The following is a 17,499-nucleotide window of genomic DNA, read 5'->3' as shown; positions in this document are numbered from 1 at the left end:
TTTATTTTTATTGTTGAGGTGGAATTACTTCCAAAACAACATATTCTTTCCCTGTCTCCCCTTCATAGTTGACTGCGAATACGATTATTCTTTTTTGGCCTCTTTGCACAATTGATGGGACTACAGTATCTAAATAAAATTTATTATAACCTATCTTTTGCAGATTAACTTTTTCGCCTTGCGCAATTTCTCTTAAATCCGCAAAAACCTCTTTTATCATATCATTTTTATTTGGAGAGATAACTGTAACACTTATTGTGATCTGCGTGTTTTCTCCTGCTTTAATTCTAGGAGGAGTTATTGCAAGGTCTTTAAGCTTTGGGGATCTGTCAACTGTTATGGTTGTTTTTGAAAGAGCAAGCCAGCCTTTTTTGTTTACCGTCTTAACTGTGATTTCTTTGTTTCCCAGGGGTATGTCGGGATTAATATTTGTTTGCATTGTATATATCCCATCGTTGGGGGTTTGATCTCCCCAGAGCCCCGTATCTACTAAAATTGTCTCTTTTAGTCTTCCTATGTTGGTTAGATCTGCTGTGACTCCTTTTATATTGGATAATCCTTCAGGGTCATCAATTGCGGCAGATATTTCTAGAACTGTCCTTCCGTCGGGAGGGACGCTTTTGGGGACAGCTTTGATGTATTTTATAATAGGAATAAGCTTTACTCTGTTGATGGCGCTTATGTCATATCCTTTGCTCCAAGATAATAAACTGCCTATTTTCTCTTTTAAAAACTTAGTTGCTGAAATTATATCAATGGCTTCTCCTTTGGAAAGAACTTCATCGCCAAACGATGTAGTATTTACAACTGTTGAAAGCATAAAGATTATTATAAGTGCATTTTTTAGCTTCATATATTTTTTATTTTTTTTATGATTTTCTCTGCTTCTGTTTTAGTTATAGTTTTTTCAGGATAAAAATAGCCTCCTTCTCCAGACATTATTTTTTTATCAACCAAGGTTATTATATAAGGCGCAAACGGATATGTTGACGGCACATCGGAAAAAAGATTTGAATCTGTTGAATTTGCAAGTGGAATATTAAATGACTTTACAACCCAACTTGCAAACTCTCCTCTGGAAATTGGCTTGTCAAATGCAAATTCTTCTTGAGGAGCAACATCTATTACTCCAATTGTTATCAAAGCTTCAAGCTTTTCTTTTCTGATTTTAAATTGTGTCATCTCTTTTTTTGCGAATTCTTTGGCTTCTTCTGTTTTTGCTGATTTTAAATCGTTTTCTATTTTTCCCTCTTCTGCTATTTTGATTTTTGCTTTTCTTAGGATTTTTAGATCAAGATTTTCTTTCAAATCATTTAGTGAAGCCTCGATAGCTATAAAGTTCTTGCCTATGGATAAGGGCAGGACAACTTCAAATTTGTTGTTTTTGTCAAGAATAATTGGCTGATTATTTATTAGGACTATTGTTCCGTTTTGAGCTTCTCCGCTTACAACTATGTTTTCATTGTAGGTTGTAAATTCTTTTGGAACGGCAAGTTTTATTACAGATGCTTTTTTCCCTTCCGGCTTTATATTATTATCGGAGCTTTTAGGTTTAAATGTCCATGTTTGGGGGTTATATAACATAGAAAACGTATAAGCCCTGGAGCTGCTAAGAAAATCATAATATGAAGCTATATCTAGTCCCCATTCAGGAGTATTAAATCCTATTCCGAAACTGCCGGTGTCGCTTGGCGCTGGCTTTGTTACAATCCCGCATCTAAACGCAAGGTAATTGTTAAAAATCCATTCAAGCCCTATAGTTGTTACACTTTGCGACAGTTGCTGGCTTTGCATATCCGTATTTAAAATGAGTTTATTTTGCTCAGAATTGATAGGACTTTCCGGCCCAATAATTTGAGCGCTGACTCCGCTTTTTAATATTGCAGGGACAGCTCCATATCCTGCGGTGTTCCAGTTTATTACGCCTCCATTGTTGACGTTGCTGCCTTTTGGCATGATGTTTTGGGCCGTTATACCAAAAGAGAGCCATGGGAGGGTTTTTGTAAGTAATCCAGCATCAAGTTCCCACCCCTGTGTTATTTTGTCGATGGTACCGGTAATCTCAAATGTTCCTGTAGTTATTTGTGAAAGGATAGACTTAAAATTAAAGCCTATTCCTATGTTTTCTGAATTTGGAATTTTACTTATAAAAGGAAGAGCGCTCAATTTACTTCCGGCCGAAAAAACAATAACACTGCTCGAAAAATCTCCCGCTGAATTGTTGTCAATTATGAGATTTTTTATATTTGATCTTATATAAGCAATTCCCAATGTTGAGCCAAATCCTGTGGGATATGCTTGCGATACGGATAAATTATTGAAATCTTTTCCATTTAAACTTATCCCTTTTGCCCATGGAAGTCCCCCTGGATTATAAAAAGAAGCATTCGGATCGTTCGCAACTGCGACAAAAGCCCCCCCCATACTTAAAGGCCTACTACCTAAATTTGTATCAAATACTTGATCTCCAAGCTCTAGTAAGGTTAAACAATTTGCAGTTGCTCCTAAAAATAGAGTAATTATAATAGTAAGAAATATTTTTTTCATTCTGTGGCTAATACCTTTATCCCTTTATCCCCTTTCCATCCAAATCTGTTTACAGCTGTTATTTTTATGTTTTTTTCTCCTGTCCCCTCTGATGATCCTTGAAACTTTAGGGTGTATTCTCCGTCTCCTTTAACTTTATCACCATTTGTTGCATCATCATACATCTTTGCATCTGCCTCGTTCCCAAAATCTGAAAGGTCCGCTTTAACATATAAAATATCATCTAAATTATACGCTGGATCTATCTTTGCATTAATTGTTAACAGGTAATCAGTATTAATCGTAATAAATTTGGGAATTATTTCTACAGAACTTATTTCCGGGGCTATATTAATTTTGCAAAGTTTATCGTCTGTATATCCTGAACTAAAATCATATAACTCATTTTTTTGTGTTTTTACTCCTTTTAGGCGAGAGAGTAGAGCTGCTGTTTCTGCATGTGTTATATCCCTGTCGGGTTCAAACATGGGGATTTCATATGAAACCCCTTTTATTAAACCCAGAGATTTTGCCAGTTGAAGTTGGTTAAATAGGGGATGTGTTTTTGGTACGTCTCTAAAAAAACCGATGGAAACAACCTCTTTGATTGAGGGTTCTTCTGATTTTAAGGCGGAAACCGCAGCTTCAACCCTGCTTATGTTGTAATCTAGATTGAAATTATCATCTGAATAGCCCTTCATATAACCCGCCTTTATAACTGCTTCAATATAAGGAGCTCTCCAATGTTCTTTGGGTACATCTTTGAAAGGATCATTTGTGAGTTCCTGTATTTTTAAGTTTTGAGCCTTGCATAGCCAAGTAGCAAACTCTCCTTTTGTAGTACTGTCATTAAAATAATAATTGCCGTCAGGATGTCCTTCTATTATTCCTAAAGTATTAAGAGTGTCCGACTCTTCTTTTGCCCAAGAAGGCCTTTTGGTGTAAATATTTATTGAGTCGGGGAATGATACCATGCGTAAGACCCTGAATGACCCTATGTTTTTTATTTTTATGAGATTTTTTCCTGGAGAGAGTATAATTTCATAACTGAAAGAGTTGTTTTTTTCTTTGACAAGAGCGTTGTTTACTTTAATTTCTTGTCCTTTTTGCGCTTCTTCTTTTATTTCTAGAATGTTCTTATAAACTATGAACTTATCTTTAAAATCAGAAGGCTGTATTGTGTCAGCCACAAGGTTTTTGCAAAATACTGCCGTAAAAAAAATAATCAATAGGAATGAACCCCGATTATTCATAGACGAACAAAATTCTAGCAGAGTGTTGAAAATTTTCCCAGGAATGAACCCCGATTTCCTAATCGGGGTGAATAATCGGGGTGAAATCTTTTTTTGCATTTAAAGGCTATTTTAACAAGGGGAAAGATTGTTTGCAAGAGAATCATTCTGTGGTAATATTATTGCCGATGAATCTTAAGTCTTTAGAAATTAAAGGGTTTAAAACATTTGCTGATGGAGAAGAGATTATATTTGACTCAGGGACCGGCATTACAGCTATTGTGGGGCCTAACGGATGCGGAAAAAGTAATATCGTAGATGCATTTCGTTTTGTATTGGGAGAAACAAATATTCGCGGTCTTAGAGTTAATTCTGTTCCCGAGGTGATTTTTGCGGGGACTGAAACCAAAAAAGCACTTTCTATGGCCGAGGTCTCTTTGGTTTTTGATAATTCCGATAGATCTTTGCCGGTTGATTATAATGAAGTTTGCGTAAAAAGAAGAACTTTTCGTGATGGAGAAAGCAAGTTTTTAATCAATGGACAATCTTGTCGCTTAAAAGATCTAAGAGATTTGTTTTTAGACACGGGATTAAGCACGGAATCATTGGCTATTATCAGCCAAGGGAAAGTGGATGCTATTTTATCTTCTAAGCCCGAGGACCGGCGTGCTGTTTTTGAAGAGGTTGCGGGGATTAACAAATATAGATTTCGTAAAACCGAAGCGGAAAGAAAATTAATATTGTCTGAACAAAACTTGCTTAGGATTTCGGATTTGAAAGTTGAAATAGGGGAGCAGCTTATATCTCTTGAATTACAAGCAAAAGCTGCAAGAGAATATAAGGAAATTCAAGGGGAATTGCGTTTGTTGGAGCTGTCCGCTTTTAATAAACAGGCCAAACAACTGTTGCAGAAGCAAGAGAGTGTAACTAAGGAACTTGAAGCTTTGCGTAAACTTTTAACTCAAAAAGAAGAAGAACTCCGTAAATTAAAAGAGGAAAGGGTTCATAAACAAAAGGATTTGCAGTTATGTGAAACAGAATTAAATGATGTTTTCCAAAGATTGGAAAATGTAAAAGATGAAATAGAAAAAGAGAGAGGGAATTTAATCATAGAAAAAGAGAGGCATCTTTTTGAGGAAAAAAACAAGGTCAGGGACATAAAAGAAGAAGAGAGGTTTTTGGCTTTTGAAATAAAAAAGGTAAATGACGTTTTAAATTCTTTAAGTGAAAAAAGAAAAGAAATTCAAAACAAAAGCAAAAATTCTTCATCTATGAATTTGGAGGAGTTTGGAGATTTTAAAGAAGTTATACGCCTTACGGTTGATACTTCTCAAAAACTTAAGGCGATACTTGTTTCCTGTTTTGGAAAAGCTTGGGATGGATTAAAAGAAGATGTCTCTATAGAACGCTTTAGAGAATTGCTAGAAAGGGAGTTTAATATAATAGAAGCGGAGATTGCCACTCGCCAAAAAGAGCTAAAAGAAAAACAGGAAAAGTTAACTTGTTTAAGGGATGATTTAATAAAAGCAGAAAAGAGGCTTGATGAAATTATAAGGCAAACAGAAGATTTTGAAAAAATGCCTATTAGTGAAATTGTATCTAAGCTCCAAAAAGAAAAAGAGCTTTTTGAGCAAAAAAAGGATGTTTTAAAAAATCAAAAAGACAAGCTCTTAAAAGATATTCAATCCATAGATAGTACGGCATTTGATGATATCACTTCTGACGGACAAAGCTCCGAATTGTTGAGAAAAGAGATTTCTTTGACAAAGATAAATAGCGAACTTGCCCAAATAGAGACTTATATTCAAGCGGAATATGCTATTTTATTTTCTGATTTATTGGCTTTTGACGGGGATGTCGGCAATGTGAATAGGAGCAAAAAAGAGATAGACTTGCTTAAGGAAAGACTTAGGGCGTTAGAGCCTGTAAACCTTCTTGCCATAGATGAGTATGAAAAGTGCAAAGACAGGCATGTTTTTATTGAGTCCCAGCATCAGGATATATTATCGGCTAGAGAGAATTTAATGACTCTTATTTCTGAACTTGATGTTAAAGCTAGGCAGGATTTTCAAAAAGCCATGGAGGTTATCGCAAACAATTTTTCGCTGGTATTTTCTGAATTGTTTAAGGGGGGAGAGGCTAAAATTGTTCTGGAAGGAGAAAAAGATACGTTAAATGCAGGGATTGAAATTTCCGTTAGGCCCAATGGGCGTAAATGGCTAAATCTTTCCTTGCTTTCCGGAGGAGAAAGGTCTTTAACTGCCATAGCCCTTCTTTTTGCAATATTAAAAACATCTCCAAGTCCTCTTTGTATTTTGGATGAAGTGGATGCCGCTCTTGATGATTCTAATATAGTTAGGTTTACTTCTTATTTAAAAAATTTTTCAGAGACATCGCAAATGTTGGTTATTACCCATAGTAAACGTACTATGGCCGTTGCGGATTATATATATGGCATAACCATGGAAGAACCTGGAGTTTCAAGAGTTATTTCTATGAAGCTAGATAAAGTTGATTGATTTTTAGATTTTGAATGATCAGCAGATAAGGGCAAATGACAATTGATAAAGAAAAAAAAAATAAATTTTGCGTGCCTAAATCCCGATTTTTGTTTTTTTTGGGAGTGGGTATTGTAGGGTTTATTTTTTTTGTTAGTTTTATTTGGGCTGAACAAGTTTCTCCTTCCGCTAATTATCCTAAAACTTTATGGAAAGAAGGGGGAGTTATTGTTAATGATTCTCCTGGAAACACCATTCAAAGAAATGTAAAGATTATAAAATCCGGTATTTCCGATTATATTTTAGTTTTTGAGGATCTCCGTGATGGAAATGCCGATTTATACATGCAAAAGATAAGTGAGGACGGGAGCAGATTGTGGGGGATTACGGCTTTTCCTCTAATAAAATTTAAAAATGATCAGATTTTTCCTCAGATAATTTCGGATAATGCAGGTGGGGTTTTTATTGTTTGGCAGGATGATAGAAATGGAGATTTTGATATTTATTTGCAGAGGGTAAGCGCGAATGGCACTTTATTATATGCCAAAACCGGAGTTCCTGTTTGTGCCGCAAGGGGGGGGCAGATTTTTCCAAAAATTATTTCAGATGGGGAAGATGGAGTTATTATAACGTGGTTTGATTATAGATCAGGGGAAGAAGATATATATGCCCAAAAGGTAGATTCAAAGGGTCGTTCTCTTTGGATGTTAAACGGTGTTCTTGTTTGCAACGAGAAAGCAACTCAATGGTATCCGGAAATTGCGGGGGATGGAAAAGGAGGAGCTTTTTTAGCATGGGCAGATAGAAGATCGGGGGATTTTGATGTTTATGCTCAACATGTTGATATGGAAGGGAAAAATACATGGCCTGCATCTGGCATCGCAGTCTGTAAAATCGGCGGGAATCAGGAAAACCCCAAAATTGTGAAAGATAAAAATGGCGGTGTTTTTATTACTTGGCTTGATAAAAGGTCTGGCGATGCTGGTGTTTTTATTCAAAATTTAGACATTAACGCAAAAAGCCTTTTTGAAAAAAACGGATTGAAAGTTGCTGACACATTTTCTAATCCGACCCCTCCTGAAATTGTTTCAGATAAAGATGGGGGATGTACTCTTGTATGGAGCGATCCTCATGCAGGGGATTCTGATGTATACATGCAAAGAGTTTCATCACATGGCGTTTTGTTATGGGGAGGAGATGCAAGGCCTGTTGTAAGCAAGAGAGGCATTCAATCTAATCCTAAGATATATGGAACATCGCCATTTTATGTTGTTTGGGAAGAGGGGGTGGGGAGACAAAGAAGGCTTTATCTCCAGAAAGTGACAGACGATGCGCTTTTAATTTTTGACAAAGAAGGAGTTCTTATATCTGACTTTCAACATGACGCAATAGAATCTGATCTTGCCCTTGGGAGTAGAGAGGATGCAATTGTCTGTTTTCAGGATGATAAAGATGGAAATTTTGATATTTATGCTCAAAGAATTTCAAAGGGAGGTGGGCGTGTTTGGGGAGATTTGGGGAAAGTAATTAATAATGTGATGGGATCTGTTGTTCAAAAAAACTTTCAGGCGACTCTAGATGATGATGGCTCTTTCTATTTTGCTTTTGAAGACAAACGTTTTGGGAATTTAAATGTTTATGCCCAAAAATTAAGTTCTCAAGGTTTTTTACTTTGGGGAGATAAGGCTGTTGCTGCTTCACGTCAAGATTTTGAACAGACAAATCCTGAAGTTGCGGCAGATGGTAAAGGAGGCGTATATGTTGTATGGGAGGATGAAAGAAAACTTTCAGGCACAAAAATTTATCTACAGCATTTTGATCAAGAAGGAGAAGCTCTCTTCCCCGGGGGGATAGAACTCACCCCTAAACGTATTTCTTCCAGGCAGACAAAACCAAAAATTGTCTCTTTTGAGGGAGGAGGGGCTGTAGTTGTTTTTATAAATGAAGATACTACTTCAGGCAAGTTTGATATCGGCACTCAGAGAATTGATTCAAAAGGGACTCTGTTGTGGGGGGGAGGAGGCAAACTGGTTTCTTTTTCTATAGGAAGACAGGACTCTCCCTTGATAATGCCTGTCTCCCTTTTTACTGTTTGGATTGATTACTCAAAGGGTGAAAAAAATTCTGATATACGCGCCCAAAAACTTGATTTATCAGGCAATATTGTTTTTCAGGATGACGGAATTCCTGTGTGTGAAGCCCCTGATCTGCAAAAAGATTTGACGATGGCTGCTGATAATCTTGGGGTTATTGTTGGATGGACGGATAAAGGTAGTGGTAATTTTGATGTCTACGCTCAAAAAATAGATATAAAAGGAAAAAATTTATGGATTAAAGACGGTGTTCCTGTATGTCAGGTAGGACGTACTCAGCAACGACCGAAAGTTATTTCTTTGAGGGGAGGAGAGTCTTTTTTTGTATGGGAAGATTTCCGTTTTGGAAATTGGGATATTTTTGGGCAGGAAATTGAACGGGACGGCAGGATAAAAGAAGATAAAGACAATAAAGACGGAATAGATATTTGTTCTGCTCCCGGGACGCAGTATTCTCCTTCTATTATAAACCTTGATGATGACAAAATAATAGCTTGGGAGGATTATAGGAGTGGTGCGAATTATAACATTTATTTGCAAGCTTTAAATAAATCAAATGTTACAATCTTCCCAAAAAACGGGGTGAAAATAAAGGAGACTGCGGGAGGCGCCCGCGCTCCCAAGCTTTTACCTACAGGAAAGAGGGAATTTCTTTTGGTATGGGAAGACCTTTCTGATGGAGGAAGATCAATCGCCGCCCAAAAATTTAGATTTTAAACTATTTCTTTTAAAACTAAGCTGCTTTTTTTAGTTCGTTAGCTTTATTTGTGTTTTCCCATGGAAGAGAAAGTTCAGGCCTTCCAAAGTGACCATAGGAAGCCACAGGTTTATACAAAGGTCTTCTTAAGTCAAGATTTTTAATTATTAATCCTGGCCTTAAGTCAAAATGTTCATCTATAAGTTGTGCTATTTTTAGTTCTGAGAGTTTGCCTGTGCCAAAAGTATCTACCATGATTGATAGTGGCCTTGCAACTCCTATTGCATAGGCAAGTTGGACTTCACACTTATCAGCCAGGCCCGATGCTACAACATTTTTTGCTACCCATCTTGCCGCATATGTTCCCGATCTATCAACTTTGGTTGGGTCCTTTCCGCTAAACGCTCCTCCGCCGTGTCTTGCATAACCTCCATAAGTGTCAACTATAATTTTTCTTCCTGTAACACCTGTATCGCCCTGAGGTCCTCCTATTACAAACCGACCTGTCGGGTTAACAAAATATTTTATTTTATCATCGACTAATTCCTGAGGAAGAATAGGAAGGATGACCCTTTCTATAATGTCTTCTCTTATTTGTTCAGGTTTTACTTCAGGGGCATGTTGTGCTGCTATTAAAACTGTGTCAAGTCTTATTGGTCTTCCGTCTTCATATTCAACGGTTACTTGTGATTTTCCGTCAGGTCTAAGGTATGATAATTCACCGGTTTTTCTAACTTCGGCTAATTTTTTGGCCAGTCTTTGAGCCAAAGTTATTGGAAGAGGCATTAGTTCTTCTGTTTCATTGCACGCATAACCGAACATTAGGCCTTGATCTCCTGCTCCCAACCCCTCCAGATCTTCTCTTATTACCTCTCCGCCGCGGATTTCCAAAGCTTTGTCTACCCCTCTGGCGATATCCTTGCTTTGTTCTTTGATAGAGACCAATACACCACAAGTTTCGTAGTCAAACCCGTATTTTGCTCGAGTGTATCCTATCTCTTTTATTGTATTTCTGACTAATTTTGGAATATCGACATAACAGCCGGTAGTTACTTCCCCTGCCACTACACACAGACCATTGGTGACAAGCGCTTCAACCGCAACGCGTCCCATAGGATCCTTTTCCATTATTTCATCTAGGATAGAATCGGAGATTTGATCGCAGACTTTATCGGGGTGCCCTTCAGTAACAGACTCAGACGTAAAAAGATACTTTTTTCCCATTTTTATCATGCCTCCCTTATAATAAGCGGACCAGCAATTTTAAATGCGACTTTTTTATTTTCTCATAATATTAAATAATTTGCAAGTTTAATGGGTTGTTGTGCGATAAAAGATATAGGGAGGGGTGTATCTTGCCGATAGATCCGATCAATCCAAATCAGCCGGGCGCTTACAATGTAGGAAGATTAGGAACTTCTATTCCCTACAATCAGCTTGGTATCCAGGGGATAAATACCAGACCGGTTATTATTCCTGAAGGGATAATTTTACGCAAAAAGATAGCAAAAGAGTTTGGGGTTGAGGTTGTCGATTCTGATGTTAAATTTTCATCTGTTGAAGTTGCTATAATTGGTGAAACTCTAGAGGAAATTCAGAAGAAAAAGCGCCAGCATTTGATGGGAGTTAAACAGATTATAAAAAATCGTGAGCATCGTATTCGTTTGCTTTCTGGATTGCGGATTGATGCAGGAGGCGCGTATGATGCGGATAGTAAGCGGATTTATGTTTTTGATAACGTCACGCCAGAAGGGATTCCGGAAGTTTTGGTCCATGAAATAGGTCACGCCGTTTCTCATTTTAATCTGGAATTTGCAGAATTTATGGAGTTTGTAAAAGATGCTGGGTACAACATGACAGAATTTCGCAAGTTTTTTATTCCGGGGAATAAATTTCATCAAATAGGATTAAAACCTGTTGAAATTGACAAAGAAGACTGGGAATCTGTTGTTGATCGTTTCAGCATGAAGTCTTTAACCAGAAATAGTGATATTTTTGGCGAAATAATTTTAAAGCTTAATCATAAGAAAAAGCATCCTATGGACGAGAATCCATTAGAGGCTTTTGCCTGGGCTTATGAGTGGTATGTTAATAAAAATCCTGAATTTAAAGAGTTGGCTTCTAGGGCAGCAAAAGCGGGTGATTACACTTTTTTTAACAGATACTCTTTTATGGATAAAGAGATTTTTAGTGAGTTCTAAAAATATATCCTTTAGGCTCAAGAGCATAGAGAAGCGTTTGTGGAATTTTTCAGACTGGGATATCTTCCTCTAAATGCTGAAGCATCAATTTCTCGGCTTTTCGCATCCACTGTCGCAGAATTAAGGTTTCAGTTGACATAGGATCGACTAGTATGGTATAGGCGCCGATAATATTGCCTCCCAATATATCCATAAATAATTGGTCTCCTATTACTGCGACCTCTTTTGGCATAAGCTCCATTTTTTTGCAGGCTGAATTAAAAGCAAAAGGAAACGGTTTCATCGAAAAAGTAGAATATGGAGCGCCTAATATTTTACCGACATGTTCTACTCTGTCTTTGGAAAAGTTGTTTGATAGTAAAAATATGGAAAACCCTAAATCTTTTAATCTTTCAATAAAAGTAAGAAGAACATGGGATATTTCAATCATCTGCCTCGGCAAAAGAGTATCGTCTATATCAAGAATCAACCCTTTTATCCCTTTCTCTTTTAGCGCCTTGAAATCCACCTGATAAATAGATTCCAAATGTTCTTTTGGTCTTAATTTTTCTATTATGTTTTTCAATGATTAAAGTTTTTTGCCCTTTTTGAGATTAAATCTTTTAATTAACCTGTCAAAATCTTTTATAAAGTCAGGCGATACATGCATATGTATTATAGCTGTATCGTTTTTTGGCGGTTCCGGCGTTCTTAAAGATAGCATCCCCTGATATGCCTCGAAAAAAGGGGCCCAAAAGAATACTTCTTTTTTAGGGACTTTAATGAAATAATTTCTACAATCTTTCATTACAATTTTTCTATGTAAAATAGAGGGATTATTGGTAAATCGTTCGAGAGTCTTTTATTGATCTCTTGTATTTTCTTTAATTGTTCTTCTTTCATGGAACTGTCAATTTGAGCAAGCTGATCTAAAAGGTTGTCAATATTTATATTACTATAGAAGGTAAAATTAGCGTCTCCTTTCGAATAAAAAAGAGGTCTAAGGAGTGCTTCTGTTTCAGTTTTCCCCGTATTTTTAGGATGACAATTTACTGTGTCGGGAGTAAAACCATTTTTTATTGCATCATCATAAGAAGAGAATAAAACTTGTTTATCTTCAAGCGGAACTTTTTCACAATCCATTAGATGAAAAATTTTAGAGCTTGTATCTCCTATAAAAATCGATAAAAATGGATTTGCTTTATATCCCATAAGGAACATATGATATTTCCCTGAGGATAATTCACTTACCCATGTTTCAGGCTCCGCATATTTTACCTCTACAAGTTTTATCCCTATGCCTATACTTGATAAATCTTTTTTAATAGCTTTTGCTATCTTTTGAGTAATATCTCCATCTGTATGCAAGAGCTCTAAATTTTTAAGCCTTTTATCGTTCATAGAAAACCCCAAAGATTTTAAGGTTTCTTTTGCTGTTTTTAGATCATAATCTAAATTTAATGATTTGTAGGATCCAAGCATATCGGGCGGAATAATGCTGTTTGGCATCACTTCTGATTTAACAATTTCTTTTGAAATCTTTTTTCTGTTTATTGACTGAAATATTATTTCTCTTATTTTCTGATTGCTTAATAAATCTTTATGGACATTAAATCCAAGAAACCAGATGCCGTCATATTCTGTTGCTAATGCAGAGGTTTTAAAAAGGGTTAAAGATAAAAGGAATACAATAATAATTAAAAATATCTTTTTAAACCCAAAATTCCAAACCTGCCAATAATCTGACATTTTATTATTCCTCTCTCTCTTCTTCAAAAAAATCATTCCCTTTGGCATCATAGGCGACGATTAATGGAAAGTCTTTTACTTCAAGCTTTAATACTGCTTCAGGTCCAAGCTCAGGGAAAGCAATAAGTTCAGAGTTCTTTATGCATTTTCCAAGAAGGGCTGCAACTCCCCCTGTCGCTATAAAATAGACTGCTTTATACTGCTTTAGCAGTTTTTTAATGTTTTGATCTCTTGGCCCTTTACCAATCATACCTTTTAGTCCGTTTTTTAGCAATGGTTCAACAAAAGAATCCATTCTGCTTGCTGTTGTAGGACCAATTGACCCTACAATCTTTCCATTTTTCCCTGGGGTGGGTCCCGCGTAAAAAATTATCTGATTATTTAAATCAAAAGGGAGTTTTTTCCCTTTGATAATTAATTCCACGAGTTTTTTATGGGCTTGATCTCTTGCTGTATAAAGGGTTCCGCTAACTAAAACACGATCTCCATTTTTTAGAGATGAGATGATCTTGTTATTTAGGGGAAGCACAAGTTTTTGTCCCCTTGAGTTTTTCATATTGTTGCCTCTTTATGCCTGTGGGAGTGGCATTGCAGATTTATTGCAAGAGGTAGGCTTGCAATATGGCATGGAGCTGTTTCTATGTGAATGGCGAGCGCCGTTGTTTCCCCTCCGACCCCCATAGGTCCGACATTTGTTCCATTTATCTTTTTTAATAGAATCTTTTCTATCTTTGCGATTTTTTTGTCCTTGTTAAAGCTTTCTATAGGCCTAAGTAAAGCTTTTTTTGCAAGTGTTGCTACATTGTCAAAAGTGCCGCCAAGTCCTATTCCTATTATTAGTGGAGGACATGCTTTTGTTCCGTTTTCTTTCACGTGGGTTACTATTGCGTCTATGATATCTTCTTCCGATGATGTCGGGAGGAGCATCTTCAAAAGGCTTGCGTTTTCAGCCCCACCACCTTTTGGGAGGACAGTTATTTTGATTTTGTCTCCAGGGATAATATTCATGTGAAGATTGACAGGCGCGTTATCTTTAGTGTTTTCTCGTGTAAGAGGGTGTCCCACGATCGATTTTCTGAGATTTTTATATGCCTCAACTGCTCCATCATTTATTGCCTTGTAAAAATCTCCTGTTATATGTACATCCTGGCCAATTTCTATGAAAATTGTCGCTGTCCCTGTATCTTGGCAGAGCGGCATTTTTTCTTCTCTTGCTATGTTTATATTGTCTATTAATTCTTTTAATATGTTTTTTTCCAGTTTTGAGAGATTGCTTTTTTTATAAGATTTTTTCATTGCAGACTCAACCTCTTTTGGCAGATCATAAGCGGCTTCTTTAAGAAGTGTGGTAATAGTCTCTTTTATTTTTAAAGAATTAATTTTTCGCATAATTTTTTTACCGCATCTGCAGAAGAGACTAAAGCTTTTTGTTCATTTGGAGTTAATTTTAGCTCTATTATCTCTTCAACGCCATTTTTGCCGAGCTTTGCTGGTACTCCGACATACACGTCTTTTAAACCATATTCACCGTTCAGGTATGCGCATGTCCCTACGATTTTTTTGCTGTTTGTAACAATGGCCTCTGCCATGAAGGCGGCCGAGCTTCCGGGGGCGTAATAAGCGGATCCTGTTTTTAAATGTTTTACAATTTCAGCCCCGCCATTTTTGGTCCTTTCAACAATATTTTCTATTTGTTCAGACGTCATCTTTTCTGTTATGTTTTTTTTATTTATTGTTGACAATCTAGGAATTGGAACCATTAAGTCTCCGTGGCTTCCCATAACTTCTGCGTATATATCGTTTACAGAAGTTCCTGTCATTTCTGAGATAAAATACTGCATTCTTGCGGAATCGAGTACAGGGGCCATTCCGATTACCTTATTTGACGGAAGGCCTGAAACTTTATACGCAAGGTATGTCATGGCATCCAGAGGGTTTGTTACAATTATCAAAATTGTATTTGGCGATTGTTCCACGATGTTTTTTATAATTGAGGAGAGTATTTCTGAATTTTTGGCGATCAGATCATCTCGTGACATCCCTGGTTTTCGCGCTAATCCCGCGGTGATTACAACTACATCGGAATTTTGGGTGTCTTTATAATCATTTGTTCCTTTAATTTTGACATTAAATCCTTCAACCGCTCCTGCCTGCATCATGTCGAGAGCTTTTCCTTGAGGTAAACCCTCTAGGATATCGATTAAGACCAAATTTCCATGTCCCATCTGCGCCAATCGATATACGCATTGAGCTCCGACATTTCCTGCTCCGACGACTGTTATTTTTTGCATAGAATTATTTTAGCATATTTTTTAACACAGCAGCATCAGAAATAATATTTGGGAAACGTCCAAAGTGTTTTTGCTAATAATTGGGGTTTATTATCCTCTGACGTCTCTTATGACATAAACAACCCCGATTGTAATGCCGAAAGAATCACGAATTTTATTGGCGTTTATTATGGAAGGGATCTTTTCTCCCTGAGGGTCTATTAACTCCGCCTCAAATCTTTGGATCTCCATATTTTTTTCTGCAACTTCGCAGAAGAGTTGATTGTATTTATTTACATCTTTAAATAACTTGCATATCGGTTTTCCTATTATCTGTTCCTTGGGAACATGAAAAAATTTTTGTGCTTCTTTGTTTAAAGATAACACCCTTCCTTCCAGATCGGTAATCATAAGTGAGTCTGGCATGGTTTCAATAATTGTTTCTGCGGCAAAGCCTGGAGACACTGTAAATAAATTGTATTTTCTCATTGCGATGAAAACAAACAACCCCATAAGAGCAACTGAAAATACAACGGTTGGGGGGAATATTCTTGTGCCATAAATAAGTGGGATTATTTGGTCGGTGATACTTGCTAGCAAAAGCGATAACATTGCGCCCATTGCTATAATTTCAGATTGTTTTTGTATTATTGGATGATGACAGACTCTTCTTGCGCAGCTTACAAAAAGATAACAGGCAAGTAAAACATAAGCTAGAGAATATATTGTAAAAATCCAGTACAGAGGAGAGGGTTGACTTACTATTCCTATATCTCTTATTTCGTAGTATGAGTACATTAAATTTGTAAAGAGGAATAAGCTGCTTACGATAATGGCAGGCAGATATAAAATTATATAAGTTATTCTGTTGCTTAACCAAGAGTATCTTCTGGTAAAGATCATGGCGAATTGTACAAACATGGCAAGCATAAAAGACAAGAAAATGATGCTTATCCTGTTTATCCCTCTTGCTATTTCCAGTGTGAAAGCAATCCTCATGGAATATTCAAAAATCGCAGCAAAGAATCCCACAAGAGAAAGACGGGCATAAAACCTGGCTGCCTTATCGTCATGATATCTGCTAAATATATAGAAAGACATTAATAATATAAAGAGTGAGGCCATTAATTCAAAGTATGAATAGAAAATTGCCATTTCAAAATGAAATTATAGTATAGATTATCTTGTTAATCAAATTTAAATTCACCCCGATTAGGATAATCGGGGTGAATAATCGGAGTTAATTGTCTTGGTCGATTTTAAGGCCTAATTCATTAATCATTTGAAGGTCTTTCTCAGGGGATCGCCCTTTTGTAGTTAAGTAATTACCGATTAAGGTGACGTTGGCTCCCGCGATAAACATGAGGGGCTGAAGAGATCGTAGCGCTTTCTCCCTTCCGCCAAAAACCCCTATATCAGCCTTTGGGAGAAGAAATCTGTAAGTAGCTATAAGCCTTAGTACTTCAAAGGGTTTAATTGGCTTGTAATTTTTTGCGGCAGGCGTCCCCTTTATCGGATTTAATATGTTTATTGGAACAGATTCAACCTCTAATTCTCTTAAAGTGAAGGCAAGCTCAAGTCTTTGTTCCAAAGACTCTCCCAATCCGAATATTCCACCAGAACAGATTTCTAATCCCGCCTTTTTGGCCTCTTTTATCGTGTCCAACCTTTCTTTATAACTGTGTGTTGTACATATGTTGCCGAAGAAACTTTCCGCTGTCTCCAAATTATGATGCAGACGTTTCAATCCTTTTGCCTTTAATTCTTCAATTTGCTTTTTTGACAGAGTTCCCATTGATACGCAACGATTGAGGCTTGTTTTTTTGCTTATATTTTTTATTGCTGTTCCAATAGTTGCCAATTCATCTTTTTTTATAATTGATTTGCCCGAAGTTACAATGCTAAAACAGGTGGCCATCATCTCTTCTTCCGATTTTTTCGCTGCAGAGAAAATCTTCTTATCTGACATTAATGGATAGATATCGGAATTTGCTTTATGATGAGCCGATTGGGCGCAGAAGGAACAGTTTTCGGTACACTTGCCCGACTTTGCGTTGACTATTGCACAGAGTTTTACTTTATTCCCTTTAAAAGCTCTCTTGATATGGTTTGCTGCGGATAGAAATTCAAAAGTATCGTCATCGGAAGTTTTTAGCAATTGCATAGCTTCATCAAATGAGAGTTTTTTTCCTTTAATCGCCTGTTTTGCGAGAGCTTTGTAATTCATATTCACCCCAATTAGGACAATCGGGAT

At 36.8% G+C, this 17,499-nt stretch carries 15 protein-coding genes; 3 read left to right on the top strand and 12 right to left on the bottom strand.

All coding sequences use genetic code 11. The features are described from left to right. Positions 1 to 7 precede the first annotated feature (7 nt). Genes A2290_08720 through A2290_08710 form a run of 3 tightly spaced genes read right to left on the bottom strand, consistent with a single transcriptional unit; the run spans position 8 to position 3,755 of the window. On the bottom strand, positions 8 to 853 hold the full coding sequence (locus tag A2290_08720; protein ID OGC14763.1) for a hypothetical protein: 846 nt from the start codon (positions 851 to 853) through the stop codon (positions 8 to 10). After that, positions 850 to 2,547, bottom strand: coding sequence for a hypothetical protein (locus tag A2290_08715; GenBank protein ID OGC14762.1), 1,698 nt, complete (start codon positions 2,545 to 2,547; stop codon positions 850 to 852). The genes A2290_08720 and A2290_08715 overlap by 4 nt, the downstream gene beginning before the upstream one ends. Next, positions 2,544 to 3,755, bottom strand: coding sequence for a hypothetical protein (locus tag A2290_08710; GenBank protein OGC14761.1), 1,212 nt, complete (start codon positions 3,753 to 3,755; stop codon positions 2,544 to 2,546). The genes A2290_08715 and A2290_08710 overlap by 4 nt, the downstream gene beginning before the upstream one ends. A gap of 104 nt (positions 3,756 to 3,859) precedes the next feature. Between A2290_08710 and A2290_08705 the strand changes: the two genes are divergently transcribed. Continuing rightward, positions 3,860 to 6,277: a hypothetical protein gene (locus A2290_08705; GenBank protein ID OGC14760.1), complete on the top strand. Its 2,418-nt coding sequence runs from the start codon at positions 3,860 to 3,862 to the stop codon at positions 6,275 to 6,277. A 35-nt stretch (positions 6,278 to 6,312) separates the two neighbouring features. After that, positions 6,313 to 9,066: a hypothetical protein gene (locus A2290_08700; GenBank protein OGC14759.1), complete on the top strand. Its 2,754-nt coding sequence runs from the start codon at positions 6,313 to 6,315 to the stop codon at positions 9,064 to 9,066. Positions 9,067 to 9,082: 16 nt separating this feature from the next. Here A2290_08700 and A2290_08695 read toward each other — a convergent pair whose 3' ends face one another. Then, complete coding sequence (locus A2290_08695; GenBank protein OGC14758.1) at positions 9,083 to 10,270, bottom strand: methionine adenosyltransferase; 1,188 nt, start codon at positions 10,268 to 10,270, stop codon at positions 9,083 to 9,085. Between the two features lie 131 nt (positions 10,271 to 10,401). Here A2290_08695 and A2290_08690 point away from each other — a divergent pair, with 131 nt between their 5' ends. Continuing rightward, the gene (locus A2290_08690; GenBank protein ID OGC14757.1) at positions 10,402 to 11,247 is read left to right on the top strand and encodes a hypothetical protein; all 846 of its coding nucleotides are present in this window, start codon (positions 10,402 to 10,404) and stop codon (positions 11,245 to 11,247) included. Positions 11,248 to 11,296: 49 nt separating this feature from the next. Here A2290_08690 and A2290_08685 read toward each other — a convergent pair whose 3' ends face one another. The 8 genes from A2290_08685 to A2290_08650 form a co-directional block, all read right to left on the bottom strand. Next, entirely contained in the window at positions 11,297 to 11,803 is a 507-nt protein-coding gene (locus A2290_08685; GenBank protein OGC14776.1) for a hypothetical protein, read from the bottom strand. A 12-nt stretch (positions 11,804 to 11,815) separates the two neighbouring features. Continuing rightward, on the bottom strand, positions 11,816 to 12,034 hold the full coding sequence (locus A2290_08680) for a hypothetical protein (protein ID OGC14756.1): 219 nt from the start codon (positions 12,032 to 12,034) through the stop codon (positions 11,816 to 11,818). After that, a complete protein-coding gene (locus A2290_08675; protein OGC14755.1) occupies positions 12,034 to 13,011 on the bottom strand; it encodes a hypothetical protein in 978 nt (325 codons plus the stop codon). The genes A2290_08680 and A2290_08675 overlap by 1 nt, the downstream gene beginning before the upstream one ends. Further along, a complete protein-coding gene (locus A2290_08670) occupies positions 12,980 to 13,531 on the bottom strand; it encodes a fumarate hydratase (protein OGC14754.1) in 552 nt (183 codons plus the stop codon). The genes A2290_08675 and A2290_08670 overlap by 32 nt, the downstream gene beginning before the upstream one ends. Further along, the gene (locus A2290_08665; protein ID OGC14753.1) at positions 13,528 to 14,364 is read right to left on the bottom strand and encodes a fumarate hydratase; all 837 of its coding nucleotides are present in this window, start codon (positions 14,362 to 14,364) and stop codon (positions 13,528 to 13,530) included. The genes A2290_08670 and A2290_08665 overlap by 4 nt, the downstream gene beginning before the upstream one ends. Then, entirely contained in the window at positions 14,343 to 15,266 is a 924-nt protein-coding gene (locus tag A2290_08660) for a malate dehydrogenase (protein ID OGC14752.1), read from the bottom strand. Before A2290_08660 ends, A2290_08665 begins: the two co-directional genes overlap by 22 nt. Positions 15,267 to 15,356: 90 nt before the next feature. Then, positions 15,357 to 16,400, bottom strand: a complete 1,044-nt coding sequence (locus A2290_08655) for a hypothetical protein (GenBank protein OGC14751.1) — start codon at positions 16,398 to 16,400, stop codon at positions 15,357 to 15,359. 85 nt (positions 16,401 to 16,485) lie between these two features. Next, complete coding sequence (locus A2290_08650) at positions 16,486 to 17,472, bottom strand: biotin synthase BioB (GenBank protein ID OGC14750.1); 987 nt, start codon at positions 17,470 to 17,472, stop codon at positions 16,486 to 16,488. Positions 17,473 to 17,499: the final 27 nt, after the last annotated feature.

It is taken from the genome of candidate division WOR-1 bacterium RIFOXYB2_FULL_36_35 (assembly GCA_001771505.1).
GTDB lineage: Bacteria > Margulisbacteria > WOR-1 > XYC2-FULL-46-14 > XYC2-FULL-37-10 > XYB2-FULL-36-35.
The sequence above is the reverse complement of the archived record's forward strand: the minus strand, read 5'-3'. Positions and strand labels throughout refer to the sequence as shown.

Coding starts and splice junctions, on each gene's coding strand:
- A2290_08650 (OGC14750.1), bottom strand. CDS start 17,472: ATGAATTACAAAGCTCTCGCAAAACAGGCGATTAAAGGAAAAAAACTC.
- A2290_08665 (OGC14753.1), bottom strand. CDS start 14,364: ATGCGAAAAATTAATTCTTTAAAAATAAAAGAGACTATTACCACACTT.
- A2290_08680 (OGC14756.1), bottom strand. CDS start 12,034: ATGAAAGATTGTAGAAATTATTTCATTAAAGTCCCTAAAAAAGAAGTA.
- A2290_08720 (OGC14763.1), bottom strand. CDS start 853: ATGAAGCTAAAAAATGCACTTATAATAATCTTTATGCTTTCAACAGTT.
- A2290_08695 (OGC14758.1), bottom strand. CDS start 10,270: ATGGGAAAAAAGTATCTTTTTACGTCTGAGTCTGTTACTGAAGGGCAC.
- A2290_08655 (OGC14751.1), bottom strand. CDS start 16,400: ATGGCAATTTTCTATTCATACTTTGAATTAATGGCCTCACTCTTTATA.
- A2290_08660 (OGC14752.1), bottom strand. CDS start 15,266: ATGCAAAAAATAACAGTCGTCGGAGCAGGAAATGTCGGAGCTCAATGC.
- A2290_08675 (OGC14755.1), bottom strand. CDS start 13,011: ATGATTTTTTTGAAGAAGAGAGAGAGGAATAATAAAATGTCAGATTAT.
- A2290_08715 (OGC14762.1), bottom strand. CDS start 2,547: ATGAAAAAAATATTTCTTACTATTATAATTACTCTATTTTTAGGAGCA.
- A2290_08670 (OGC14754.1), bottom strand. CDS start 13,531: ATGAAAAACTCAAGGGGACAAAAACTTGTGCTTCCCCTAAATAACAAG.
- A2290_08700 (OGC14759.1), top strand. CDS start 6,313: ATGACAATTGATAAAGAAAAAAAAAATAAATTTTGCGTGCCTAAATCC.